Consider the following 23,933-nt stretch of genomic DNA (forward strand, 5'->3'; position numbering starts at 1 on the left):
TAAGGATAAAGTCTAAAAAAAAGGTCTATTATGTTGTTAAAATCTATACTTAATCATAGAATCTGTTCTTCAAAAATTTGTAAATATTTTAAGATATGATTAAATTTCGCAATATTAAACATTCAATTGGGTTTTACTTTTTTTATTTATTGTCTAAACTACATGAAGAGGAAATAAAAATAAGTAGTAGAAATTCAGGCAATATTTTGAATAAATCATTAAAACTTCAATCAAACATGAAGAATCGCCATGAAAAAACTCATCCTTACGCTCATTTTTCTAACAGCTACAAATCATATTTTTGCCCAAATCGGCACAAAAGTACAAGCAAGCAAAACTTCATTGGCAGGGAATTGGTCAAATAATCAATTTGGATTTGCCATGATTCTACAACTTAATACTGACGGAAGCGGTACATTTGATGGTGAAAAAATAACTTATACAAACACTGCTGCCAATCTTTCTGTCAAACAAGATGGTGAAACGATAGTTTATAAATATGTCCTGCTAAATGGTAAACTTACACTTTCGGGAGGAGATTTAGATGCTCCAATCACGTTTTCAAAAGATGGGGCAATGAGTAATGTTTCTACGCCAGCAAACGCCTCAACTACGCCTCCAAACTCCAACAATTCATCGAATTCAAATCTATTAGGGGCATGGTCAGCTAATGGTGAAACTGTCATTTTTAATGCTGATAAAACAGGCACATATAATGGCAATCGTTTCAATTACTCTATTTCGGGCAATATCCTTACGACATCTGATAATACAGGAACAACTGTTTTTAATTATTCTGTCAATGGAAACTATCTGACACTTGTTGGTGGTGGTGTAAATGTAATTATGCAAAGAGGAGCTGCTGCAAGTGGATCTCAATCAAACACTTATAATAAAAATACTGGTGGAGGGATTGACCAAAGTATTGTTGGAAAATGGTGTTGGGTCAATGCTTCTTCGACATATACAAGCAGCATCAGTAGCAGCAAATGTATTGTTTTGAATGGAAATGGCTCTTATGAATATTATGCCGAAGGTTCAATCAGTGGTTATGGTGGTGGTGGATATGGTGGGTCGGCAAGCCAAAGCTCGGATCGAGGCACTTGGAAATTAGAAGGCAATCGCATTCATGTGCAATCACAGGCACAAGGTTATAAAGTTTATTCGTTTGAAAAGCGAAATCATCCAAAAAATGGTGACCCAATGATTGTTCTTGATGGAGATACTTATGTAACATTCTATCAAAAAGCTCCTTGGCGATGAAATTACCACCATTTCAAAAAAAGCCAGAATCATTTCTCGTCAGAAATAGTTCAAATATTTTTTTATTTGCGGGGATGGTTTTCTTTGTTTTGGCTTCGTATCTCTTTCTGAGTCAATATCTATTTATGAAAAACGCTCAAATGGTTATTGGAAAAGTCATTTCCTACGAAATTCCGAAAAGCAAAACCTTGAGAGTGCCTGTTATTGAATACAGAAGTTTAGATAATCACACACATATTTTTAGACATACTGAAGGCACAAATCCACCGACCTACCGCATAGGTGAGCAAGTAAAAATTTATTATAATCCACTTGAAAATGAGGACGTTATCTTAGGATTCAGCTTTATTCCTTTGATAATATTAATGATATTTGGTACTTTTTTTACCATTATTGGTTTTGCCATGAAACAATAAAATATTCTAAAATCCAATGAACAAACAAACCGACCCTCTCCGCTATGCAATGGCTATTTTTCTACTCATAGGCCTCATTTTCAGCGGATTAGCTATTTATTTTTTTAAAACGCAACAAGATTTTATCAAAACCGCTATTCAAACCGAAGGCAGGGTTATCAATTTACAAAATGGTAGAAAAGGAGGAAAAGCTCCAATCGTAGAATATGCTGATAAGGAAGGGAAAACTCATTTTTATTACCATGATGTTTATACCAAGCCTTCATCTTACTCGCTCGGTGAGCAAGTAAAAATATATTATAATCCCTCATATCCAGATAATGCACGTTTGGGAGGAGATTATTTTTTGATTATGATTTTTGGATTTATAGGTGTGATCTTTACTTTCATTTCCATCGTCTGTATCAAGGTTTTTTGGAAACCTATGTAAAATTGTTACAAAGACTGAAAGATTCGTAGGCGATAATTTTCAGTAATTCTCCGACTACGAAATTGATTTGAAATAATACCAATAATTGGCTGAGCAAGTGATAATCCTATGGCAATCGGTAATTTTTTATTAGATAATGGCGGAACATTCCAAGCTGCCCATTCAATAAAAAGGTATCCAACGGGTGCAAAAGTATATAAATTAATATGTATTTTTCTTTTAGGATGCTTATAAATTCGCTTTATTTCATCAAGTTTGATTTCTACATATTCATAGCGATTGGTGACTTCATTGAGCGAAGTAATTATGATTGAAGAGTCTTTTATAGCATAAATATCATTTTCAAACAAAAAGTTATCTTTTGTTCGGAATCTAAACATATCCCCTTCATAAAAGCGGGTTCGGTTGCCTCTTCTAAGGTTTTCAATGACCAAATAATGACCTTTATTAAAAATAGTTTTGGCTCTATTTGGGTCTTGTTTGTAAATCAGTTCTTCAACCGAAAGTGCTTGTCTTTTATGAAAATCTTGGGCAAAGAGATTATTGCAGGCAACTAAAATGAGGTAAGTAAAAATGAATTTTAGTTGAAAACATTTCATGATTCTTCGCTTTTATCTATAAGGGTAAACAGAATGTGGTCGCTGCCCAATTCGCTCCACATGATTTATTCTTTTATTGAAACTCCGCCCGAAACGATAAGTTTCATTACTTCGGCACTTGGCATATCGAGCATTTGCACATTTTCTTTAGGAACTAAAATTAATTCACCCGAAAAAGCATAACTATGCGGACAATAGACAGCCACCATATTATTAACGCCCAAGTTAGTCAAATCATTTTGTGTGATGAAGCCTATTTTATGCACACCCGCTTCTTTATTGATTAAAATAATAGCAGCCTGAGTAAATTTACGTTTATCCCCTACAAATGCAGAAATTAAATCTTTGAAAGCAAAATAAAAAATTCTGACCAAAGGCAGATGGCTAATGGCATTTTCTATCAAATTCTGAATAGTTTGGGGCAATAAGACAGAAAAAGTAAAGCCTGTAATCATCGTTCCGACAATTACAATGAGTGTCCCTAAACCTGGAATAATTAAATCGGTGTTGGGGTCAGCAGTGGGAATACGAATCCTGATAATATTATCAACAAAATCAAAAGCACCCAAAAGTATAAAAATTGTAAAACCAATTGGTGCTACAAATAGTAGTCCTCTAACAAAATAAGAAAGTAAACGACTTAGTATAGGTCTTTCTGTCATAAATCAAAAAATTTTGTACTTTTAGCACGTGGTATCTAAAATATAACCGTTTTATAATAATAAAAGTTTTCTATCATTTAACATCTACATTTTATTTATGAGAAAAATCACACCCTATTTCCTATTTTTTGCTGTTTCTGTACAAACTTTTGCACAAAAACTTAATATTCCTATCCCCAATAATCCTGCCGTAAGAGTAGGAACATTGAAAAATGGATTAAAATATTATGTTTTGAAAAACTCTGAGCCGAAAAACCGCATGGAACTACGCTTGGTAGTCAATGCAGGATCTGTTTTGGAAACTGACGCACAACAAGGTCTTGCTCATTTCATGGAACACATGAATTTTAATGGAACAAAAGATTTTCCAAAAAATGAACTCGTCAATTTTCTTCAAAAATCAGGAATGAAGTTCGGTGCAGACTTGAATGCTTCCACAAGTTTTGATGAAACTATTTATCAATTACAAGTGCCTACCGATTCAGCGAAATTATTCGAAAGGTCTTTCCAAATTTTAGCTGATTGGTCAAGCTACGCAACCCTCGATACCGCTGAAATTAACAAAGAAAGAGGAATTATTTTGGAAGAAGAACGTGCCAGAGGTAAAAATGCTCAATCACGTATTCAACAAAAATTACTTCCTATTTTATTCAATAATTCTCGCTATTCTCAAAGAATTCCCATTGGAAAAGTAGATATTTTAAAAACTTTTAAGCCTGAAGAAATTGTGAAATTTTATAAGGATTGGTATAGAACCGACCTTATGGCAGTTGTTGCAGTTGGCGATTTTGACCCAGATAAAGTTGAAAACCTCATCAAAGAGAAATTTTCTCCAATAAAAGCAAGTAAAAATGGGCCAAAACGTACTAAATACGAAATCCCAGCATCAGCTGGAACACAGGCTTACCAAATTTTAGATAAGGAAATCCCACAATCAACTTTCCAAATGATTGTTCGACTTCCAAGAGAAAAAACGCTTACGCAAAATGACTATCGCACCGATATTGCTGAAAGCTTATACAACCAGATGATTAGCACACGTTTGCAAGAAGCATCCAAAAAACCTAATGCCCCATTTGTATTTGCAATTATGGGTTATAGCCAATTTTTGGCTGGCTTAGATGTTTTTCAAACCGTTGTTTTGCCTAAAAATGCAGATGGAATGGAAGCTGCAATCAAAGCAATGATTGACGAACAAGAACGTTTGAAACGTTTTGGTTTTACAAAAGGTGAATTGGAACGTGCGAAAAAAGAATATTTTGTTGGAGTTGAGAAAAGCTTTAAAGAAAAAGACAAAACAAAATCTGCAACATTTGTTAACGGTTTAGTACAGAATTATTTACAAGGTAGTGCTTATACCGATGCCGATTTTAGATATGAATTTGCAAAATCCCATTTGGAAGGAATCACCGTTGAAGAGGTTAATGCGATTACAGGCAAAATAATGAAAGAAGAAAATCGAGTAGGCTTAATAGTTGGTTCGGAAAAAGACAAGGAAAAATTGCCAAATGAAGCCAAATTGATAGAATTAATCAACTTCAAAAATCCAGATTTGAAACCTTATGAAGATGAAGCGGTTTTGACGCCAATTTTAGAAAAAATACCTGAAGGAACAAAAGTAGTTTCAGAGAAAAAAATTGAAGAAATTGGTGTAACCGAGTTAGTTTTTGCGAACGGAGTAAAAGTGGCATTGAAACCAACAAACTTTAAAAACGACCAAATTGCATTCTCGGCTTCGAGCAAAGGAGGTACCTCCCTTTACAGCGATGCAGATTATTTTTCGGCAGAATTAGCTTCTACTATTGTTTCACAAGGTGGTGTGAGTAAATTATCTGATAATCAATTAGATAAGGCATTAGCGGGAAAAGTTGTACAAGTTTATACGTATATAAATGAGTTGACTGAAGGTGTGGGTGGAAATACAAGTCCAAAAGACTTAGAAACAGCCTTACAATTGATGTATGCTTATGTTACTCAACCTCGCCGTGATGACGAAGTAGTAAAAAGTTTTTTAAAAAACGAAAAAGAGCTTATGGCCAATGCTCTTAAAACTTTGACACCTGAAAAAGTGTTTGGAGATTCGGTCACCACCACGCTCTATCAAAATCATTTTAGAAGACGCCCAAGCATGCCAGAAGATATTGACAAAGTAAATATTGACCGTGCCATTGAGATTTATAAAGAGCGTTTTGCTGATTTTAGCGATTTTACATTCGTTTTTGTTGGAAGTTTTGAAGTTGAGAAAATCAAACCATTGCTTGAAAAATATATTGGAGGCTTACCTTCAACTAAGCGTCAAGAATCATTTAAAGACCTCAATATCAGTAAAGTAAAAGGAAAAGTTGAGAAAAGTATCTATAAAGGTTTGGAAGATAAAGCAAGAGTAAGTTTACAATTCAATGGTGATTTTGGCTATTCTGAGGAAGAATTGGTCAATTTAGATGCTTTAGCTGAAGTTCTTGACATAAAACTTACTGAAAAATTACGTGAAGAAGCAGGTGGAGTTTATACACCAAGTATCAGATCTTCTTATGAAAAACTACCGAAAGCTACTTACAATTTGACTATTTCGTTTGGTTGTTCACCAGCAAATGTCGATAAATTAGTAAAAATCACTTTGGATGAAATTGCAAAAATCAAGGCAAATGGTCCTGAAAAAGTAGATGTAGAGAAAGTAACTGCGGAAGAAAAAAGAGAAGTGGAATTACAATTAAAAGAAAATGGTTTTTGGAATTCTTATTTATTAGATCAATATGCTGATGGACAAGATTTGAATTTCATCAATCGCTATCAAAGTCAATTAATTGATAAAATTAGTGTAGAAAGTATAAAAAAAGCTGCCAATCAGTTTTGTGCTGAGAATTTTGCAAAATTTGTACTTTTACCTGAGAAAAAATAAGCTGTTATATGACAAAAGCGTCCTTTTAGATTAAAGGACGCTTTTAATAAAAACTTTTTCAGCCCTCCATTTCTAATATTTTGGCTTCCCATAAATCATTCATTTTCTTCAATTCAAGTTTTACAACTTCATAATCGCTATTTGTTTTTTGCAAGGCATGATTGTCTCTAAAAATATTGGGGTCAGCTAATTGTCCTTCTAAATGAGCCATTTGATGCTCTAAATCAGTAATTTTTGTTTCTATTTCAGCCACTTCACGCTCAAGTTTCTTAATCAAATTTGCATTTGCTACTGGTTTATTAACAGTTGTTTCAGCTTTTTTAGCAGATTGCGTATTTGCGGGAGTTGGCACTTGTGGGCTATTGATTATAGCCTTTTTATTATCCTCTTGCCATTGTTCAAATTCATCATACGTTCCAGGATATTCTTTGATTTCATAATCTTCGATATACCAAATTTTGTTGGCAACTTGACTTACAAAGTGTCTATCGTGTGAAACAACCACATAAGTACCTTCATACTGGTCAAGTGCTTGAATCAGAATATTGACCGACTGCATATCCAAGTGATTGGTAGGTTCATCAAGCAATAAGAAATTGGCTTCTGAAATCAACACTTTTGCCAAAGCAACCCTTGATTTTTCACCTCCCGAAAGTACTTTAATTTTCTTGAATACATCTTCGCCGTTGAATAAAAAGCAACCTAAAACCGAACGCAGCTCAGTATCTGACTTTCCCCCATCAGCATATTTCAATTCTTCTAAAAGGGTCTCTTCTAAATGCAAAGATTCCATTTGGTGCTGAGCAAAAAACGAGAAATTAACATTATGTCCTAATTTACGTTCGCCAACTACATTTTCATCTCCAGCAATGATTCTTAATAAAGTTGATTTCCCTTTACCATTTGCTCCAATAAGGGCGATTTTATCGCCTCTTTCAATAATGGCAGTTGTATTTTTTAAAATCACTTTTTCGCCATAAGCTTTGCTTACATTTTCTAACGAAAATACATTTCTGCCAGGATTTACACCAAATTTAAATTTGAAATGCACTTTTGCTGTGGCATCAATTACATCATCAATGATATCCATTCGATTGAGTGCCTTCACTCTCGACTGTACTTGTCGGGCTTTGGTAGCTTTAGCTTTAAAACGCTCAATAAAACGCTCAGTCTGACGTATTTGTGCCTGCTGATTTTCATAAGCTCCTTTCTGAATTTCGCTACGCAATGCCTTTTCTTCAACATAAAAAGAGTAATTCCCTGAATAAGAAACCAATTTTGCACCAGTAACTTCAACAGTAGTATTACACACATTATCTAAAAATTCTCTATCGTGAGAAACAACCACAACAGCATTTTCGTAATTTAAAATGTATTTTTCAACCCACTGAATCGAAGGCAAATCCAAGTGGTTGGTAGGCTCATCAAGCAGAAGAAGTGCGGGTTTTTGTAAAAGTAATTTTGCCAACATTACACGCATACGCCAACCTCCAGAAAATTCTTTCAATGGCTTTGATAATTCTTCGGTTTTAAAACCTAAACCTTCCAAGATTTCCTCTGCTTTTGATTGAATTGTATAGCCTCCCAAATGGTCAAACTCTTCTTGCAAATGCCCTAATTTATCAACCAGTTCATCACGATAATTGACGTCCATTTCGTGTAAAACTTTGTCAATTTCTTGCTGCAAATAGTTTTCACGCTCAAAAGCCTGCATTGCTACTTGCAAAATCGAATCTTGGGTTTGATACGAAAGTAAATCTTGGTTCAAGAAGCCAATAGAGCAATCTCCAGCTTTTGAAATACTCCCTGCATCAGGTTGATATTCGCCAACAATCAAACGCAGCAACGTAGATTTCCCCATTCCATTCAAACCAATCAGACCGATTTTGTCTTTTGGTTTAATCTGTAAATTTGCTCCGTCAAAAATTGGTCTTCCGCCAAAATAAAATGATAAATTACTGATTGTAAGCACTTTATATTAATTTATAATGATAAATTTTTTGTAGCACAAGTTGTCCGCAACTCCGATTCCAAATTGTGTAAATTTTGATTGATTGCACAATTTAAAAAATTGTGCTACACTTTAATCAATAAACCGTTTCAAAATCGGCCCATAACTATCAACTCTTCTGTCACGCAGATATGGCCAAGTAGTACGGTATTTTTCGGTTAAATCTAAGTCAATTTCTTGCACATGAACCTCCTCTTTATCATGCGAAGCTAAATATAATAAACTTCCAAAAGGATTTGCTACAAAACTTCCACCCCAAAATTGTTGGTCAGCTTCTCGCCCTACCCTATTTACTGATACTACATGAAGCCCATTTGCCACTGCGTGGCTGCGTTGGATTGTCTGCCACGCATTATATTGTTCAACATTTGCCGAAGCTTCTTTTTCGTTGGTGTCCCAACCAATCGCAGTTGGGTAAAACAAAATTTCTGCACCCATCAATGCTGTTATGCGTGAAGCTTCAGGATACCATTGATCCCAGCAAATCAACACACCTAATTTACCAAACTTTGTTTCAAAAATTTTATAACCTAAATCATCTGCCGAGGCATCTCCAGGCGTAAAGTAAAACTTTTCGTAATAACCTGGGTCATCTGGAATGTGCATTTTGCGGTATTTCCCCAAATATTTCCCATCTGCATCAAGTACGGCTGTTGTATTGTGGTAAAGTCCAGCAGCACGTTTTTCAAACAATGATGCAATGATTACTACATTATTTTCTTTGGCAACTGTTGAAAGTAAATCAGTAGTGGGGCCAGGAATGGCTTCTGCTAAATTGAAATTAGCATGGTCTTCTACATCACAAAAATAAAGTGACGAAAAAAGTTCTTGTAAACAAACGATATTTGCACCTTTTTGGGCTGCTTCTTTGATTCCTTTAATTGCTTTTTGGGTATTTTCAGCTACGTCCGCTGAACATGACATTTGTACTAATCCAATATTTACTTTCCGCATAAATCTCTATTTTTTGACAAAGATACTGCCTTTAATGAAGAATGTAGAATGTAGAATGTAGAATTATTAGTTATTGTTAAAATAAGCCCCCAATCTTGAATTGATTATTTACTAAGAAAAAAGGAGTACCTTTGTAAAATCCTATTTGTTAGGACTAACAAAATCATCATTTATGTCATTTGAATCACTGAATCTTATTGAGCCTATCAAGCTCGCACTTGCTGCCGAAGGTTACACAACTCCAACACCCATTCAACAACAAGCTATTCCAATTATTTTATCAGGTAGAGACCTTTTGGGTTGTGCTCAAACTGGCACAGGGAAAACAGCGGCTTTTGCTATTCCAATTATACAAAAATTACATCAAAATACTGAGTTTCGTAAAGGTAGAAGGAAAATAAAAGCGTTAATTGTTACACCAACTCGTGAATTAGCCATTCAAATTGGTGAAAGTTTTGAGGCTTATGGTGCAAATACAGACCTAAAATATACCGTCATTTTTGGTGGAGTAAAACAAGGAAAACAAACCGATGAACTCCATAATGGCGTTGATATTTTGGTGGCAACTCCAGGTCGTTTACTTGATCTGATTACGCAAGGATTTATTAGCTTATCAGCACTCGAAATGTTTGTTTTAGACGAAGCAGATCGTATGCTTGACATGGGTTTTGTGCATGATGTAAAACGTCTGATAAAACTTTTGCCTGCCAAACGCCAATCTTTATTTTTCTCGGCAACCATGCCCGATGAAATCGTTAAATTGGCTTCAACGATTTTAGATAATCCAGCTTCTGTAAGCGTTACGCCTGTTTCTTCTACGGCAGATACAATCAATCAGTTTTTATATTATGTTGATAAAAAAGATAAAAATGCTCTTTTATTGCAAATTCTGAAAGACAAAAACATGGAAACTGCTTTGGTTTTTACTCGAACCAAACATGGAGCAGATAAAGTTGTAAAAATGTTATTGAGCCATCAAATAAAAGCTGAGGCGATTCACGGAAATAAAGCTCAAAATGCTCGTCAAAGAGCATTAACCAACTTTAAAAGTAAAGAAACCCGTGTTTTGGTAGCAACTGATATTGCCGCTCGTGGCATTGATGTAGATGAATTGGCTCACGTAGTAAACTTCGAGATTCCGAATATACCAGAAACGTATGTGCATCGCATAGGTCGTACTGGACGTGCTGGAGCCAATGGCACTGCTTATTCGTTTTGTGAGGATGAAGAATTGGCGTATTTGAAAGATATTCAAAGATTAATTGGCAAAAAAATTCCAGTAGTTGAAGAACATCCTTTTGCAATTAAACCTAATTATTCTGTTCCTCCGCCACAAGTGCAAAAGCCACAAGGGAGAGGTGGCAGACCTAATAATAATCAAAAAACAAGTTCGAGACCAAATACAACTGCAAACGCAAATCCAAGAGCCAATAATAATCCAAGACCCAATAATGCTGCCCCTGCACAAGGTTCAAGCAAACCAAAAAAGAAATGGTATGGTAATGGTGGAGGAAAAGGGTGAAATTTTTCAAGATTTGACAACTTTTGTAAAGTTGTCAAATCTAAACTCAAAATGAAGTCAATTTTTTTCGCAATCTCCACCAAACATAAAATGCTCTCACTGCCAAAGCAAGTACTACTGGAATCAGCGAATAATTAATTTCTTGTGGGAAGAACTTCCAACAAATCAAGAACAAAACAAGAATGATTCCATAGGCAAGAAAATGCTTTGATAACCATGAACGACTGTTTTGTTTTTTCAAAAGTAAAGCAATTGGAAATAAAAGTGGGTATGTCCAGATGATATTGAGGTTATTTTCGGTTACACCATGATCAGTAAAAAACCAAAGTAAAAAGATAAACCAACCAAAAATCCCAGCGATGGTGAAGAATATTTTATCAAAAATAAAACTATTTTTTGTCTTTTTGAATTGATAAATAGTAAATCCAAGCACTAAAAAGAAGAACGTCCAAAAGAACATATTAGGCGTAATTAGTTCTTTCTCTTTCACAATGACAGGCATCATTCCTCTATTCAATTCTATTTTGGCCAAAACAAGTGGTTGCCATGTACTGTCTTTTTGAATTTTAGCATTATCAAAAGCATCGCTCAAATTATCAGGCAAAAACATCGCTCCATTTGCCCCTGTGATTTCGTCAGATGGCTCACCAATGGCTAAATCCATTCCAAAATCTGCCCATAATTTCTCATTTTTTCTTGCATAAATATCTATCCATTGACGGTATGAACTATCAGCATGAAGTGTTTTTGAAAATGTAAGACTATCTTTACATACTTTCTTCAGAACATCTCGCAGACGAGTCGAGCAGTTATCGTAGAAAAATTTATAAGCATATTCTCTATTCTCAGGCAAATAATTGGTTTGAAGGAAATCATATACTCCTTGTTTTTGGGCTTGTGAAAGATTCAAAACTTGTTCTGTTACATATCTTTGTTCTTGCGTCCAGCCTGTGATTTCATTTTCAAAATAATTACCGCTGATTTGATAAGGCAATGTTCCTCTCAAAAATTTTATATAAAATCCTTGTGTACGGAAATCGAATGCTCCGTAATTAAAAACAACATCAAGTCCTTGTAATGGATCTTTGATTCGATAAGCACTGTGTCCAAAAGTGGAGTATAATTCTGCCCCAGGAGAAACTGTCAACAAGCTAATTTTAGCATTAGGAGATAAAGTTTGGGCGAAAATTTGAAAAGAAAATATTGAAAAGAATGTAAAAATGAAGGCTTTTTTCATGCAGAATAGGGTTTTCTGCAAATGTAATAAATCCTTACAGGTTTTGAAAACCTGTAAGGATTATTTAAGCAATATTAAGAGTTTAATAACGATTTACTTTCAAAGAAGATAGGCCGCTTTCTACATCTAAAGTGATTTTTTTTGTCGCTTTATCGTAGCCTTTTGTTTGCCAAACGCCAGCTCTTACTTTCTCAAAATCATCAAAATCTTTGGCATTCAGAGCTCCATCCATTCTGATTTCACAACCAACGCTTTCTGGTACATGAATTTTAACTTCGGCAACGCCTGATTTTACATCAACTTCCACGTTGTCCTGTTTATCTCCAAATTTTAGATCAATTGAAGCAGCTCCAGTTTCAAGGTTTAACTTTTTGACTTTATAGTTACTTAAATCAAAGTCAACCTCGCCAGCACCAATACCCATATCAATAGTCCAAATGGGAGCAGTTGAAAGTTTTAACAATACATCATTCCCTTTATTATCACCATCGAAATGAAAATTACCATTTTTCTTATCTTTCATACTAAAATCTATTACTTTTCCATCGGTGGTTTTTTCTTCCTCTAAAGTATAGCCACCTTTAAACTGCAATAAAGTTGTTGCTTCAAATAGTCGATTGTTCGATTCTTCTAAATCAAATTCCGCAGCACCACCTTTCAAATTCAAAGTTGCTTCTTTTACTTCAGGTGTCATTTCAACTGCAAAATATTGTTTGTTTCTATCACCCGAAATAGTATCAGTTTTTGAATATGAATCATCCTCGTCATCATCATCAAAATCATCAATGTCGATATTGATTCCATCGTTTACATCGTCTTTGAAATCACGCACACCATCATCAACACATGTATAAAGCCCCAAAGGGATAGCAAAAGCAATTAATAAAGCCGACGTTGCATTATATACGCTTTTCTTATGATTAAAGAAGGCAGCAGCACCCGCTGCAATAAGCATTAAAGGCCAAAAACGAGCGATTTGTCGAAACGACCAGTCTAAATGAAACCAATCCAAGTTGGTCCCAAGAAACAGAAAACCCACTACAACGAGTACGATTCCCCAAAAAATATTACCTTTTCTGTCCATTTTATCTATAATTTATCATCCAAGAAAAACCTGTAAGGTCTGCGAAGCGTCGCACTGTTTCAAGACCTTACAGGTTTAAGAGGATTTATAAGTTTGAAGAAGTGTCGTTATTAGTGAAATTTGTAAAATTATCATCTTTCCGATCTCTTACAATGAGCCACACACCCAATCCAACCAAAATTAAAGGCCACATTTGTCCAATATAATGCCATAGATTAATATGGAAAAATGTTTTGAACGAAAAGATAATACCAAGAATGATGAGGACTGCTCCTCCCACTAAATTGTTGTTTTGATTGTGTCTGCTCATGTTAGTAGAGTTTGAGGTTTGAAAATTTATGTTATCGTTTGAGTTAAAATCTTGCGAATCGGCCACGCCTGCAAAGCCAAATTCATACTTGGTTGGTAATACCGCCCATAATATAATATAGCTAATACCTGCTGGAAACGGTGTAAAAAACAATAGTACAAAAACTACACGAATAAGTGTAACATCAATGTTAAAATATTCGGCTAAACCTTGTGAAACTCCTCCGAGCATCGACTGACGGTTTTTTATTCTATATAATCGCTTTTCCATAATAGTAATTAGATATTAGTTGATTGGTTACTGGCTATAAAACGCTATTTATAAGCAATTAAACATAAACCAGTAACCTATATTCTTTATTAATTAGTTTGAGAATAATTAATTCTTGCCATCTGTGATTCTTTAGTTGGCATCACAATCCAAAGAACGATGTAAGGTATAACAGCAGGGATTGGAGCAAAAAATGCAGCTACCAACAACACACGTACCAAAGTTACATCTAAATTAAAATATTCAGCTAAACCAGCAGCTACGCCACCAATCATTTTATTACTTTTGATTCTAAATAATCGCTTTTCCATTGTCTTAATATTGTTTATATGTTTGTTTTTTTCTTTTTAATTAACCACTTTCGCTGTGATTATGAAACAAAGATATAGGTGAAAGACGGTACTATGTATAGCAAACTACATGAATGGAAAAAAATAATGTCAAAGGGATTTTTTTGATGAAGGTTTTGGAAAATTGAGGTTGAGTGGCGAAAATAAAGGGTGAAATTTGGTAATAATTGAAACAAATTGTTGCCAATAGTGAAAAGCCAAATAGCATATTCAAAATAAATCTGCAACAAAATGTTTCAAAACATAGAAATTGATCAAAAACTTAATCAATTTCTATGTTTTCGAGAATATCTCTCAAATCATCATAATCTTTTGAGCCTGGACGAAGTTCATTTGTACCTTTTAGAGCGATTCCTTTCAAGTGCATTTCATCTAAAAGCTCGTTGATATTTTCGACAGTAATTCCAAAATCTAAAACAATTGGGTAATTAAAAGCATATTCTTTTAATGTATAGCGAGCAAAATCTGATAACTCTCCCCCATCTACCAAAAAAAACTCAACAAATTGATTATATCGTTCTAAATAATCCTCAAAATAAGCACTATCAAAATCAAGTTTCAAAATGATCGGTTTACTCAAATCTGATATATGTGGTAAAAGTGAAGCATCTGCAATTTGTAGAATATCAATTTCATAATCTTGAACCAAAGTCTTTACTTCTTCATAATCACCACTTTGAGTCTCTCCTACTGTCAAAACTCCAGCCACCCAAGATTTGATCTCTTTCATCTTATCAGGTGAAATATAATCTGCTGAATGTTTATCCATCACAAATCCAATCATCTCTACCCCCATTCCAGCACAATAACGAGCATCTGACAAATTGGTGATATTACTTACTTTTACGAGTGTTTTTAAAGCCATTATCTTGAATTTACGATTTACGATTTTGGATTGGCGATTTATCTTTTTCAATAATCCAAAATTCTAAGACTCAAAATTACCTCAGAACTATTCATTATCAAATTCTGTTAGCTATTTTTGTACTAAATTTTTATTTCAAAACCTGCAAGGATTGAAAAACCTTACAGATTTCAATAACAAAAACGGTTGGCATTGAACCAACGCAGTAAAAAATGAGCAAACACGGACGAATTTTAGTCGCCATGAGTGGCGGTATTGACAGTTCAGTGGCGGCAGTAATGCTCCACGAACAAGGCTACGAAGTGATCGGCATGACCATGAAAACTTGGGATTATGCTTCTTCGGGTGGTAGTAAAAAAGAAACAGGCTGTTGTAGCCTCGACTCCATCAATGACGCAAGAAACATTGCCGTCAATTTAGGTTTCCCACATTATATATTAGATATTCGAGAAGAATTTGGTGATTATGTCATTGACCATTTCACGGGTGAATATTTGGAAGGTCGCACCCCAAACCCATGTGTTTTGTGCAATACGCATATTAAATGGGACGCCTTGCTTCGCCGTGCTGATAAATTAGGTTGTGAATTTATTGCAACCGGACATTATGCCAATCTTCGAGAAGAAAACTCTCGTTTCATCATTTCAAAAGGAACTGACTCATGGAAAGACCAAAGTTATGTACTTTGGGGTGTTTCGCAAGAAAGTCTTTCTCGCACAAAATTACCTTTGGGTCATTTGAAAAAATCGGAGATTCGAGAAATGGCTACTGAAAGAGAACTTTTTGATCTGGTTAACAAAAAAGAATCTTACGAAATCTGCTTTGTACCAGATAATGACTACCGAGGTTTCTTGAAACATCGAATAGAAGGCTTAGAAGAAAGAGTAAGGGGAGGGAATTTTGTTTCTCAAGATGGAAAAGTTCTGGGTAAACATGAAGGTTATCCTTTTTATACAATCGGGCAAAGAAAAGGACTTGGAATGGCTTTTGGAAGTCCCGTTTATGTGACTGAAATTCGAAAAGATACGAACGAAGTCGTATTGGGAAAAGAATCAGATCTAGATAGAGACGGCATGATGGTTGGAAAATTAGTCATGCAAAAATATGCCAACTTAGAAGGAAATCCACTTGAAACTACTACCAAAGTGCGTTATAAACATGATGGCTCACCAGCACAAATCATGCAAGAAGGCAATAAAATGAAGGTATTATTTCACGAACAAGTAAGTGGAATAGCTCCTGGACAAGCAGCCGTTTTTTATGAAGGAGATGATGTTGTAGGTGGCGGCTGGATTTTGAAAAGTTTTAAGCAAGAAGGTGATTTTATGACAAATTGAAAACACTCATCAACCCTCCCCGATTTTGGGGAGGGCATTCTGTTTTACAAAACTTCTCAAATAAACAAGATTTTTCCATAAACTTCGTTAATATAAAAATATTCAAACAGTAGCTTATGAAAAAGATTTTACTCGCTTTACTTTTTATATCCATACATTTTCAAGCATTTTCTCAAAATCAATACTTAGTCTTATTCAAGGACAAGGCCAACACTCCATACGCAGTTTCACGTCCAAAAGAATTTCTTTCTGACCGCTCCATTAAGCGTAGAGTTAACCAAAATATTGCTGTAACAGAACGTGATTTGCCACCCAATCCTAGTTATTTAAATGAAATTGCCAAAACTGGAGCAAAAGTTCTATATAAATCACGCTGGATAAATGGAGCTTTGATTGAGACTGACGCAATTACACTCGATAAAGTCTTAAAGCTCACCTTTGTTAAAGGCTTAGAAGGCAGAGGCGATATCCGTAATACTCGACAAAATTCTGATAATCAAACAACTACTACAAAAGATAAATTTGGATTAGAAGGTATTAACGACAATGGGCTTTCACAAACACAATTAGCTATGCTTGGTGCTGATAAAATGCACCAAAAAGGCTATCATGGTGAAGGAATGCTAATTGGAGTTTTGGATTCAGGCTTTTTGAATGCTAATCAACTGACATTTTTTAAAGATTTATTCAATGAAAAAAGAGTAATAAGCACATGGGATTTTGTTGACAATGAAGCAAACGTCTATAATGATCATAATCATGGCACAAATGTTCTTTCGTGTATGGCAGCTTTTGAAGATAGTAGAATAGTGGGTACCGCTTATAAAGCTAATTATCTATTACTCAGAACTGAGGACGTTTTCTCTGAAACAAAACGTGAAGAAGCCAATTGGCTTTTCGGTGCAGAAATGGCCGACAGCGTGGGTGTAGATGTCATTAATACTTCTTTAGGCTATAATGTTTTTGATAATCCTGCACAAGATTATAAGTATTCAGATATGAATGGCGACCGTGCGTTGGCCACCCGAGCAGCCGATTGGGCAGCTCAAACGGGCATTTTGGTTGTTGCTTCGGCAGGAAACGAAGGTTCTTCATCTTGGAAATATATCGGCACTCCTGCTGATGCTGATTCAATTATTGCCGTTGGGGCGGTTTCAAGTACTCGAAATATTGCATCTTTTAGTTCTTATGGGCCTTCGGCAGATGGACGAGTAAAACCTGAATTATCGGCACAAGGAGCAAGTACAATTGTTGGAAATACGAATAATACAGTGGGAACAAGTAGCGGTACTTCATTTTCATCACCTTTGATGGCAGGATTTGTTGCAAGCTTTTGGCAAGCATTCCCAAAGCTAACAAACATGCAAGTGCGTGAATATTTGATTCGTTCAGCAAGCCAATATGACAGTCCAGACACCCGAGTTGGCTTTGGTATTCCCAATTTCGATAAGGCTTATGAAATAGCAGAATTAGAGGTTTTAATAGCTGAATTAAAAAAATCAGGGCAAGAAGTTGCTGTTTTTCCTAATCCATTTAGTGACCCACAAGGACTCAAAGTCTGGGTATTGAAAGATGATGCAGGACAAAATTTTGAATTTTCATTAGTTGATATTTCAGGAAAACCAGTTTGGAATTTATCTTCAAAAGAAAAGAAAATCACCTTGCCTATCTTTAAAGATGATTTAGCACAAGCGGTTTATATTTTGAAAGTTACAGCTGAAAACCTCAGTTTTACGACAAAAATTGTTAAAAACTGAAAAGAGTTCTGAATTCGGAGTACATATTCACAGTTTTTTTAACTCAGAACTCAAGACTCAGAACTCAGAACTTTCTCGCCATTCTTGTTATTGATTCAGAATCATTCAATTCTGAAACTTTTGCAATTCCAATCCAAGCTAAATCATTCGATTCTTCTGAAATTACCAAAGGAATATTTTTATCAGCTTCAAACAAAAAGCGAATATCGTAATGAAAGTGAGCGGCAATACCTTTCCGTTCAGGAATTAAATGAATATCCACATCAAAGATTTCATCGCTAAGTACTTGGATATCAGCCACGCCCGTTTCTTCAATAGCTTCTTTCATAGCCACATTTAATACATCGCTATCACCATCGCAATGTCCTCCAGGCTGAAACCATTTATTTAATTTTCGGTGATGTGTAAGTAACACAAATTGACGAGATTTATCCACAATCCAAGCCGAGCCAGTTACATGACCAATACTTAATTCTCTTTTGAAACAATCTTCATTTGTTTGCACAAATTCAATCGTTTCATCTATCATTTTGGTTTCATTTTCATCGAAACCTTTTTGTTTTTTTAACAAATCAAGGAGTTGAATTCTGTGCATAGTCAATTTTTTGGGTAGATTTGCAGTAAAATTAGTTCAACCAATCAACAAAATCAGTAATCCAAATGAAAAAAAACTTTCTAATTGTTTTAAGTTGCTTATTATCAAGCACTTTTGTTTTTGCACAAGTTACCCCAGCCCCAAGTCCAGCAGCTACAATTTCACAAGTTGTAGGTGTTTCTAAAATATCCATTGACTATTCTCGTCCATCACTGCGAGGGCGTGAAATTTTTGGTAAATTGATTCCATTCGACAAAGTTTATCGCACAGGTGCCAATGGAGCTACAAAAATTGAAACTACTGGCGATATTATGGTACAAGGCCAAACACTAAAAGCGGGCAAATACGCAATCATGTCGATTCCAAATCAAACAAATTGGACAATCATTTTTAGTAAAAATTTGAATGTCACTGAGCAAAATTATGCAGCAAGTGATGATGTATTACGTGTAATGGCTCGTCCACAAGATGTTTCAACTGTTGAATCTTTTACAATTGACTTCACTGATGTCAAAGATGACGCTACAACAATGAATATTTCTTGGGAAAAAACCAAAGTTTCTTTAGCAATCACTGTTGACAATGTGGCTGCCATTGAAAATGCAGTAGCACTAAAAAGCACTGATGCTTCAAATACTTTCCAACAAGCTGCTGATTACATGTTACAAAAAGGAATGGACTTGAACAAAGCATTGGGATTGGTTGATAAATCTTTAGCTCTTCGTGAAGGTTTCCGCAACAATTGGATTAAAGCACAGATTTTAGATAAACTTGGAAAACCATCAGATGCAATGGGCTTTGCTTTAAAAGCACAAGCTTTAGGAGCAGGTGATAGCAGCTACCAATTCTTCAAAGATGGCATCGAAAAAGGTATTACTGACATTAAAGCAAAAATCCCAGCAATGCCAGCAGCACCCGTAGAAACTCCAAAGAAAAAGAAATCATAAAAATTATGAGTTCAAAATTATTAGTTCTGAGTTAGACTTTCTATAATATTAGGTGGCTAAGCGAAGCCGATACCACCGAACCAAAAGAACAAAAATCTCCAAGACGAAGGCTTGGAGATTTTTTATGAGCGGTCAATTTTACAATTCATATCAATCTTGAAAAATATTTCGTTAGTTTTGGAAAAAACAATTGATTTCATGCGAAAAACACTATTTGCAATTCTTTTTTTAATTGATTTGTCGCTTTTAGCTCAAACTAAACAGTTACGTTTTGAAGATTTTACTTACGAACCAAATATAAAATCTGTACTGCTTTATCCGCTGGTTGGTGAACCAAATGATGCCGCTCGAAACTTAAATCCACCCATAATCCAATTGCAGGACAATAAAAATCTTTGGCTTGAATTTGATGATTTAAAAGCAAGTTACGAACAATTTCATGTCAGAATTCTAAGCTGTACAATGGATTGGAAACAATCAGTTTTATCGGAAATTGAATATATGCCCGAATATAATGACTTGATTATCAATAATTATCGGGTTTCTCAAAACACAAAAGTGCCTTATTATCATTATAAAATTGAGATACCTAAAATGCTACTATCAGGTAATTATTTATTGGTAGTTTGGCGTGATCGCAAGAAAGATGATATAATTATTACTAAAAGATTCATGGTTTATGAAAATCGGGTTGGTGTAAGTGGAAGCGTGCGGCAAGCACAATCACCCGCAAAAAACAAAACACACCAACAACTTGATTTTGATATAAGTTTTGGAGGATACTCTTTAATGTCACCACGAGATGAGTTAAAAATCATGATTCGACAAAATTATCGTTGGGATAAAACCTCCAAAAACTTAAAACCTTTTAGCGTGGATGAAGGTAGTAAAAAATTAGAATTTCGCTTTTTTGACGATGAAAATACTTTTCCTGCAGGAAATGAATTTCGTTTTTTTGATGCTCGAAGCACCTATAATCGAGGTTTATTTGTGGATCGAATTCACCGAGGAAAAGAAGATGATATTTGGATTTCTCCACAAAATAATAGAAGTAATTTTGCATTTATTGAAGCGAATGATTTTGATGGAACATTTGTAATTGATAACCGTGAAGGAAGCAGTGGCGAAACTGAAGCTGATTATATTCAGACAACATTTCAATTAAAAACACATGAATTGGAAGCTGACGAAAAGGTCTTTGTAAACGGTGGTTTCAACGACTGGCGTTTAGATAAAAGAAATGAAATGATTTACGATAATGATTTTGGTGGTTATACTACCACTATTCAACTCAAACAAGGGGTTTATAATTATAATTTTGTTGTGCAAAAAGGCAATAACCCTCCTGATGAAGTTTATTTTGAAGGTAATTTTGCCGAAACACAAAATACTTATGAGATCTTTGTTTATCATCGTCCCGTAACGGCCCGTTGTGAAAAAATCGTGGGCTATAGAGTAATTGACTTTAACAAAAGAAGATAAATTTTAATTATAATAATTAATGGATAATTCTTAATTTAGTTATTTTTTCAATTCTTAATTTTCAATTAATTATTATCAATTATTCATTAAACATTAAAATATGAAAACTGCATTAGTTGTTGGAGCAACTGGATTAATAGGTAAACATCTTACTATCAAACTATTGGCGAGTAATTTTTACACAAAAGTCAAAGTTTTAGTTCGTAAACCTCTTGAAATAAAGCATCCAAATTTAGAACAAATTGTTGTTGATTTTGATAATTTAGATACTTCAAAAATCATAGCCGATGATGTCTTTTGCTGTTTAGGCACAACAATGAAAAAAGCAGGCTCAAAGCCAGCATTCTATAAAGTAGATTTTACATATCCACTGGAAATAGCAAAAGCTGCTCTGGTCAATGGTGCTAAACAATATCTTATCGTAACTGCCATGGGTGCAGACGAAAGATCAATGTTTTACTATAATCGAGTAAAAGGAGAAATCGAAAAAGCTTTGAGCGATTTACGCTACCCTACCCTACTGATTTTTCGTCCTTCGATGCTCATTGGTGAAAGAGAAGAACCTCGTTTAGGAGAAAAAATTGGAGAAAAATTGATGAATCTATTTAGCTTTTTAATCCCTGAAAAATATCAAGCTATTAAAGGTGAAAAAGTGGCTGAAGCAATGCTCATATTGGCACAAAAAGGCATAAAAAATAAAGATATTTTTGAATCGGGTACTTTGCAGAACTATTAAACTTTTTTTTTATTTTAAAACTAACCTAATCATGAAAAAAAGAGTCATTCTTGCTTTCTTTTTAACAAGTCTCGCTAATTTTTTATTTGCACAAACTCCAAGTACAACCTCGGTAAAAGTTGCTATTTTAAATAGTACAAAATTTTTCATCAAACAATATCCTGAAGATGCCAATGGTAATCCATCAGCTGATATTAGTTTGTCTTATAACAATAAAATAAGAAAAATTTCAAAAATCACGGGAAATGCTGAATTGATAGAAAAGGTTGATTTCGCATCAAAAGGCATTCCAAAAAAAGCATTATCAGCTTGCGGAGCTTGGTGGGCAGGTGCTGGCGATTATTTCTATGTGATTAATGCCAGTAATCAGTTCGTTGTCTATAAGGGATGGCAAGATGAAACACAAACAGAAAAGGGTTATCATTGGAAAAAATTTAAAACTTTTAAGACTTTATAAAACTATATAGACCTAATGAACGAATTCGAAAATTCGTCCTCCGTTAAATCATGCTTTTTGAAGATACTTATAAAACCATCAAATCACCAGCAGAAGGGCTTTTCAAAGACAGAGGGAGTAAGTTCTTCGCTTTTGCATATCCAATTGAACACGAAAACGAAGTTAAGGACTTGGTAGAAAATCTCCGTAAAGAGCATTTTAAGGCAGTACATCATTGCTATGCTTATCGCTTAGGGATTGATAAAAGTAATTTCAGAGTGAATGATGATGGTGAACCATCTGGAACTGCAGGTAAACCTATCTTAAATACACTTCTTTCGCATGAAATAACCAATGTTTTGGTTGTGGTTGTTCGTTATTTTGGTGGTACTTTGCTCGGTGTGCCTGGTTTGATAAATGCTTACAAATCAGCTACTGCCGAAGCCCTTGCTAAGGCAAATATCATTGAAAAAACTGTCAATGAGGTCTATAATGTAAATTTTGAATTTGTACAGATGAATGATATTATGAAAATTGTCAAAGAATTTGGTCTAAAAATACGTAAACAAACCTACGACAATCAATGTTCTATGGAACTTGAATTCAGAAAATCAATCACCAATCAGGTTATCGGTAAGTTCGAAAAAATTGATAATATTGCTATTGAATATTTATTTACAGTTTAGAAGGCAACTGGAAATGAGGAAATAAAATTCTTTCAAAACAATTGGTCATAAAAACTGCTTATATTGCCATAAACCTATTCAAATCTATGACAAATCTCAATTTTAATGCAGCTATCTTTTTAATTTCAATAGCATTATTCTATACTTCTTGTTCGAAAAGCGATGAGCCTTGCAACAAAAAGATGTGGTATCAAGATGCTGATGGAGATGGAAAAGGTAGTAAAGTAGTAAGTTTTGAAGCTTGTGAGCAACCAATCGGCTACGTATCCAACTCTGATGATGACAATGATGTTGTCATAAAACCACCAGTATCAATCATTCCTACCAAGGGCTATACAACTCCAACAAGCTATTCCAATCTAAAATTATTATGGGCTGATGAATTTGATGGCACAACTCTCAATGAAAAGTATTGGAATTTTGAAATGGGAAACAACAATGGTTGGGGTAATAATGAACTGCAATACTATAAAAAAGAAAATACAGCAGTAAAAGATGGATATTTAGTGATTGAAGCAAAAACAGAAAATGCTGGAAGTCAAAATTACACTTCATCAAGATTAACAACCCAAGAAAAATTTAACTTTAAATATGGTAGAGTTGACATTCGTGCTGCTTTGCCAAAAGGGCAAGGTATTTGGCCAGCTTTATGGATGTTGGGTAAAAATATTACGACTGTCAGTTGGCCTAAATGTGGTGAAATTGACATCATGGAAATGATTGGCGGAAATGACAAAGACAATACGTTATACGGTACTGCTCACTGGGATAACAATAATAACCATGCTCAATATGGTGGTAATACAAAATTAGTGTCTGGAGTTTTCAATGACGAATTTCATGTTTTTTCTATCGTTTGGGACGCTAAAAAAATTGTTTGGTATTTAGATGATAAGCAATATCATATTATTGACACAACTCCTGCGGGGCTAAGTGAATTTCAAGAAGAGTATTTTTTACTTATCAATTTAGCCGTTGGAGGCGATTGGCCTGGAAAGCCAGATGGTTCAACGACTTTCCCTCAATATTTAGTAGTTGATTATGTACGAGTATTTCAGTAATTATTATTGAATATAATTTGCCTT

At 34.7% G+C, this 23,933-nt stretch carries 23 protein-coding genes; 13 read left to right on the forward strand and 10 right to left on the reverse strand.

The genetic code is table 11. The features are described from left to right. Positions 1-249 precede the first annotated feature (249 nt). Genes ACQUQZ_RS13325 through ACQUQZ_RS13335 form a run of 3 tightly spaced genes read left to right on the forward strand, consistent with a single transcriptional unit; the run spans position 250 to position 2,109 of the window. Positions 250-1,263 (forward strand): hypothetical protein, encoded by a 1,014-nt coding sequence (locus tag ACQUQZ_RS13325; protein WP_435355489.1) that lies wholly within the window; start codon positions 250-252, stop codon positions 1,261-1,263. After that, the gene (locus ACQUQZ_RS13330) at positions 1,260-1,679 is read left to right on the forward strand and encodes a DUF3592 domain-containing protein (protein ID WP_435355490.1); all 420 of its coding nucleotides are present in this window, start codon (positions 1,260-1,262) and stop codon (positions 1,677-1,679) included. Before ACQUQZ_RS13325 ends, ACQUQZ_RS13330 begins: the two co-directional genes overlap by 4 nt. A gap of 16 nt (positions 1,680-1,695) precedes the next feature. Next, on the forward strand, positions 1,696-2,109 hold the full coding sequence (locus ACQUQZ_RS13335; protein WP_435355491.1) for a DUF3592 domain-containing protein: 414 nt from the start codon (positions 1,696-1,698) through the stop codon (positions 2,107-2,109). Positions 2,110-2,114: 5 nt separating this feature from the next. Here the strand turns inward: ACQUQZ_RS13335 and ACQUQZ_RS13340 are convergent, their stop codons facing one another. Both ACQUQZ_RS13340 and ACQUQZ_RS13345 read right to left on the reverse strand, forming a co-directional pair. Next, positions 2,115-2,708 carry a hypothetical protein gene (locus ACQUQZ_RS13340; protein WP_435355492.1) on the reverse strand — a complete coding sequence of 198 codons (594 nt, stop codon included), beginning with the start codon at positions 2,706-2,708 and terminating at the stop codon, positions 2,115-2,117. Between the two features lie 65 nt (positions 2,709-2,773). Next, positions 2,774-3,370, reverse strand: coding sequence for a DUF502 domain-containing protein (locus ACQUQZ_RS13345; RefSeq protein WP_435355493.1), 597 nt, complete (start codon positions 3,368-3,370; stop codon positions 2,774-2,776). Between the two features lie 97 nt (positions 3,371-3,467). Here ACQUQZ_RS13345 and ACQUQZ_RS13350 point away from each other — a divergent pair, with 97 nt between their 5' ends. After that, positions 3,468-6,269: a M16 family metallopeptidase gene (locus ACQUQZ_RS13350; protein ID WP_435355494.1), complete on the forward strand. Its 2,802-nt coding sequence runs from the start codon at positions 3,468-3,470 to the stop codon at positions 6,267-6,269. 58 nt (positions 6,270-6,327) lie between these two features. Here ACQUQZ_RS13350 and ACQUQZ_RS13355 read toward each other — a convergent pair whose 3' ends face one another. Together ACQUQZ_RS13355 and ACQUQZ_RS13360 are read right to left on the reverse strand one after the other, a co-directional pair. Beyond that, a complete protein-coding gene (locus ACQUQZ_RS13355; protein WP_435355495.1) occupies positions 6,328-8,241 on the reverse strand; it encodes an ABC-F family ATP-binding cassette domain-containing protein in 1,914 nt (637 codons plus the stop codon). Between the two features lie 111 nt (positions 8,242-8,352). Beyond that, the gene (locus tag ACQUQZ_RS13360) at positions 8,353-9,234 is read right to left on the reverse strand and encodes a carbon-nitrogen hydrolase (RefSeq protein WP_435355496.1); all 882 of its coding nucleotides are present in this window, start codon (positions 9,232-9,234) and stop codon (positions 8,353-8,355) included. 172 nt (positions 9,235-9,406) lie between these two features. On the opposite strand from ACQUQZ_RS13360, the gene ACQUQZ_RS13365 reads away from it, so the two are divergent. Then, entirely contained in the window at positions 9,407-10,756 is a 1,350-nt protein-coding gene (locus ACQUQZ_RS13365; protein ID WP_435355497.1) for a DEAD/DEAH box helicase, read from the forward strand. Positions 10,757-10,802: 46 nt separating this feature from the next. Here the strand turns inward: ACQUQZ_RS13365 and ACQUQZ_RS13370 are convergent, their stop codons facing one another. The 5 genes from ACQUQZ_RS13370 to ACQUQZ_RS13390 form a co-directional block, all read right to left on the reverse strand. After that, positions 10,803-11,993: a DUF4105 domain-containing protein gene (locus ACQUQZ_RS13370; RefSeq protein ID WP_435355498.1), complete on the reverse strand. Its 1,191-nt coding sequence runs from the start codon at positions 11,991-11,993 to the stop codon at positions 10,803-10,805. A gap of 82 nt (positions 11,994-12,075) precedes the next feature. Further along, positions 12,076-13,077 (reverse strand): LiaI-LiaF-like domain-containing protein, encoded by a 1,002-nt coding sequence (locus tag ACQUQZ_RS13375; RefSeq protein ID WP_435355499.1) that lies wholly within the window; start codon positions 13,075-13,077, stop codon positions 12,076-12,078. Positions 13,078-13,162: 85 nt separating this feature from the next. After that, positions 13,163-13,657 (reverse strand): PspC domain-containing protein, encoded by a 495-nt coding sequence (locus ACQUQZ_RS13380; protein WP_435355500.1) that lies wholly within the window; start codon positions 13,655-13,657, stop codon positions 13,163-13,165. A gap of 89 nt (positions 13,658-13,746) precedes the next feature. After that, the gene (locus tag ACQUQZ_RS13385; protein WP_435355501.1) at positions 13,747-13,968 is read right to left on the reverse strand and encodes a PspC domain-containing protein; all 222 of its coding nucleotides are present in this window, start codon (positions 13,966-13,968) and stop codon (positions 13,747-13,749) included. A 301-nt stretch (positions 13,969-14,269) separates the two neighbouring features. Beyond that, positions 14,270-14,872, reverse strand: a complete 603-nt coding sequence (locus tag ACQUQZ_RS13390; protein ID WP_435355502.1) for an N-(5'-phosphoribosyl)anthranilate isomerase — start codon at positions 14,870-14,872, stop codon at positions 14,270-14,272. A gap of 212 nt (positions 14,873-15,084) precedes the next feature. Here ACQUQZ_RS13390 and mnmA point away from each other — a divergent pair, with 212 nt between their 5' ends. Both mnmA and ACQUQZ_RS13400 read left to right on the forward strand, forming a co-directional pair. Continuing rightward, a complete protein-coding gene (gene mnmA / locus ACQUQZ_RS13395; protein WP_435355503.1) occupies positions 15,085-16,209 on the forward strand; it encodes a tRNA 2-thiouridine(34) synthase MnmA in 1,125 nt (374 codons plus the stop codon). Between the two features lie 116 nt (positions 16,210-16,325). Beyond that, positions 16,326-17,966, forward strand: a complete 1,641-nt coding sequence (locus ACQUQZ_RS13400; protein WP_435355504.1) for a S8 family serine peptidase — start codon at positions 16,326-16,328, stop codon at positions 17,964-17,966. Positions 17,967-18,030: 64 nt separating this feature from the next. Here the strand turns inward: ACQUQZ_RS13400 and ACQUQZ_RS13405 are convergent, their stop codons facing one another. Next, on the reverse strand, positions 18,031-18,561 hold the full coding sequence (locus ACQUQZ_RS13405) for an NUDIX hydrolase (protein ID WP_435355505.1): 531 nt from the start codon (positions 18,559-18,561) through the stop codon (positions 18,031-18,033). A gap of 65 nt (positions 18,562-18,626) precedes the next feature. On the opposite strand from ACQUQZ_RS13405, the gene ACQUQZ_RS13410 reads away from it, so the two are divergent. From ACQUQZ_RS13410 to ACQUQZ_RS13435, 6 genes are all read left to right on the forward strand, one after another. Beyond that, positions 18,627-19,508 carry a DUF2911 domain-containing protein gene (locus ACQUQZ_RS13410; protein WP_435355506.1) on the forward strand — a complete coding sequence of 294 codons (882 nt, stop codon included), beginning with the start codon at positions 18,627-18,629 and terminating at the stop codon, positions 19,506-19,508. A gap of 198 nt (positions 19,509-19,706) precedes the next feature. Beyond that, complete coding sequence (locus ACQUQZ_RS13415) at positions 19,707-20,990, forward strand: type IX secretion system plug protein domain-containing protein (protein ID WP_435355507.1); 1,284 nt, start codon at positions 19,707-19,709, stop codon at positions 20,988-20,990. Between the two features lie 100 nt (positions 20,991-21,090). After that, positions 21,091-21,726, forward strand: coding sequence for an oxidoreductase (locus tag ACQUQZ_RS13420; protein ID WP_435355508.1), 636 nt, complete (start codon positions 21,091-21,093; stop codon positions 21,724-21,726). 31 nt (positions 21,727-21,757) lie between these two features. After that, positions 21,758-22,183, forward strand: coding sequence for a hypothetical protein (locus tag ACQUQZ_RS13425; RefSeq protein WP_435355509.1), 426 nt, complete (start codon positions 21,758-21,760; stop codon positions 22,181-22,183). Positions 22,184-22,233: 50 nt separating this feature from the next. Beyond that, positions 22,234-22,848: an IMPACT family protein gene (locus ACQUQZ_RS13430; RefSeq protein WP_435355510.1), complete on the forward strand. Its 615-nt coding sequence runs from the start codon at positions 22,234-22,236 to the stop codon at positions 22,846-22,848. 86 nt (positions 22,849-22,934) lie between these two features. Then, positions 22,935-23,909: a glycoside hydrolase family 16 protein gene (locus ACQUQZ_RS13435; protein ID WP_435355511.1), complete on the forward strand. Its 975-nt coding sequence runs from the start codon at positions 22,935-22,937 to the stop codon at positions 23,907-23,909. The last annotated feature ends 24 nt before the right edge of the window (positions 23,910-23,933 follow it).

Source organism: Emticicia sp. SJ17W-69 (assembly GCF_051209875.1).
In the GTDB taxonomy this organism is placed as follows: Bacteria; Bacteroidota; Bacteroidia; order Cytophagales; family Spirosomataceae; genus Emticicia.

Coding starts and splice junctions, on each gene's coding strand:
- ACQUQZ_RS13325 (WP_435355489.1), top strand. CDS start 250: ATGAAAAAACTCATCCTTACGCTCATTTTTCTAACAGCTACAAATCAT.
- ACQUQZ_RS13330 (WP_435355490.1), top strand. CDS start 1,260: ATGAAATTACCACCATTTCAAAAAAAGCCAGAATCATTTCTCGTCAGA.
- ACQUQZ_RS13335 (WP_435355491.1), top strand. CDS start 1,696: ATGAACAAACAAACCGACCCTCTCCGCTATGCAATGGCTATTTTTCTA.
- ACQUQZ_RS13340 (WP_435355492.1), bottom strand. CDS start 2,708: ATGAAATGTTTTCAACTAAAATTCATTTTTACTTACCTCATTTTAGTT.
- ACQUQZ_RS13345 (WP_435355493.1), bottom strand. CDS start 3,370: ATGACAGAAAGACCTATACTAAGTCGTTTACTTTCTTATTTTGTTAGA.
- ACQUQZ_RS13350 (WP_435355494.1), top strand. CDS start 3,468: ATGAGAAAAATCACACCCTATTTCCTATTTTTTGCTGTTTCTGTACAA.
- ACQUQZ_RS13360 (WP_435355496.1), bottom strand. CDS start 9,234: ATGCGGAAAGTAAATATTGGATTAGTACAAATGTCATGTTCAGCGGAC.
- ACQUQZ_RS13365 (WP_435355497.1), top strand. CDS start 9,407: ATGTCATTTGAATCACTGAATCTTATTGAGCCTATCAAGCTCGCACTT.
- ACQUQZ_RS13370 (WP_435355498.1), bottom strand. CDS start 11,993: ATGAAAAAAGCCTTCATTTTTACATTCTTTTCAATATTTTCTTTTCAA.
- ACQUQZ_RS13375 (WP_435355499.1), bottom strand. CDS start 13,077: ATGGACAGAAAAGGTAATATTTTTTGGGGAATCGTACTCGTTGTAGTG.
- ACQUQZ_RS13380 (WP_435355500.1), bottom strand. CDS start 13,657: ATGGAAAAGCGATTATATAGAATAAAAAACCGTCAGTCGATGCTCGGA.
- ACQUQZ_RS13385 (WP_435355501.1), bottom strand. CDS start 13,968: ATGGAAAAGCGATTATTTAGAATCAAAAGTAATAAAATGATTGGTGGC.
- ACQUQZ_RS13390 (WP_435355502.1), bottom strand. CDS start 14,872: ATGGCTTTAAAAACACTCGTAAAAGTAAGTAATATCACCAATTTGTCA.
- mnmA (WP_435355503.1), top strand. CDS start 15,085: ATGAGCAAACACGGACGAATTTTAGTCGCCATGAGTGGCGGTATTGAC.
- ACQUQZ_RS13400 (WP_435355504.1), top strand. CDS start 16,326: ATGAAAAAGATTTTACTCGCTTTACTTTTTATATCCATACATTTTCAA.
- ACQUQZ_RS13405 (WP_435355505.1), bottom strand. CDS start 18,561: ATGCACAGAATTCAACTCCTTGATTTGTTAAAAAAACAAAAAGGTTTC.
- ACQUQZ_RS13410 (WP_435355506.1), top strand. CDS start 18,627: ATGAAAAAAAACTTTCTAATTGTTTTAAGTTGCTTATTATCAAGCACT.
- ACQUQZ_RS13415 (WP_435355507.1), top strand. CDS start 19,707: ATGCGAAAAACACTATTTGCAATTCTTTTTTTAATTGATTTGTCGCTT.
- ACQUQZ_RS13420 (WP_435355508.1), top strand. CDS start 21,091: ATGAAAACTGCATTAGTTGTTGGAGCAACTGGATTAATAGGTAAACAT.
- ACQUQZ_RS13425 (WP_435355509.1), top strand. CDS start 21,758: ATGAAAAAAAGAGTCATTCTTGCTTTCTTTTTAACAAGTCTCGCTAAT.
- ACQUQZ_RS13430 (WP_435355510.1), top strand. CDS start 22,234: ATGCTTTTTGAAGATACTTATAAAACCATCAAATCACCAGCAGAAGGG.
- ACQUQZ_RS13435 (WP_435355511.1), top strand. CDS start 22,935: ATGACAAATCTCAATTTTAATGCAGCTATCTTTTTAATTTCAATAGCA.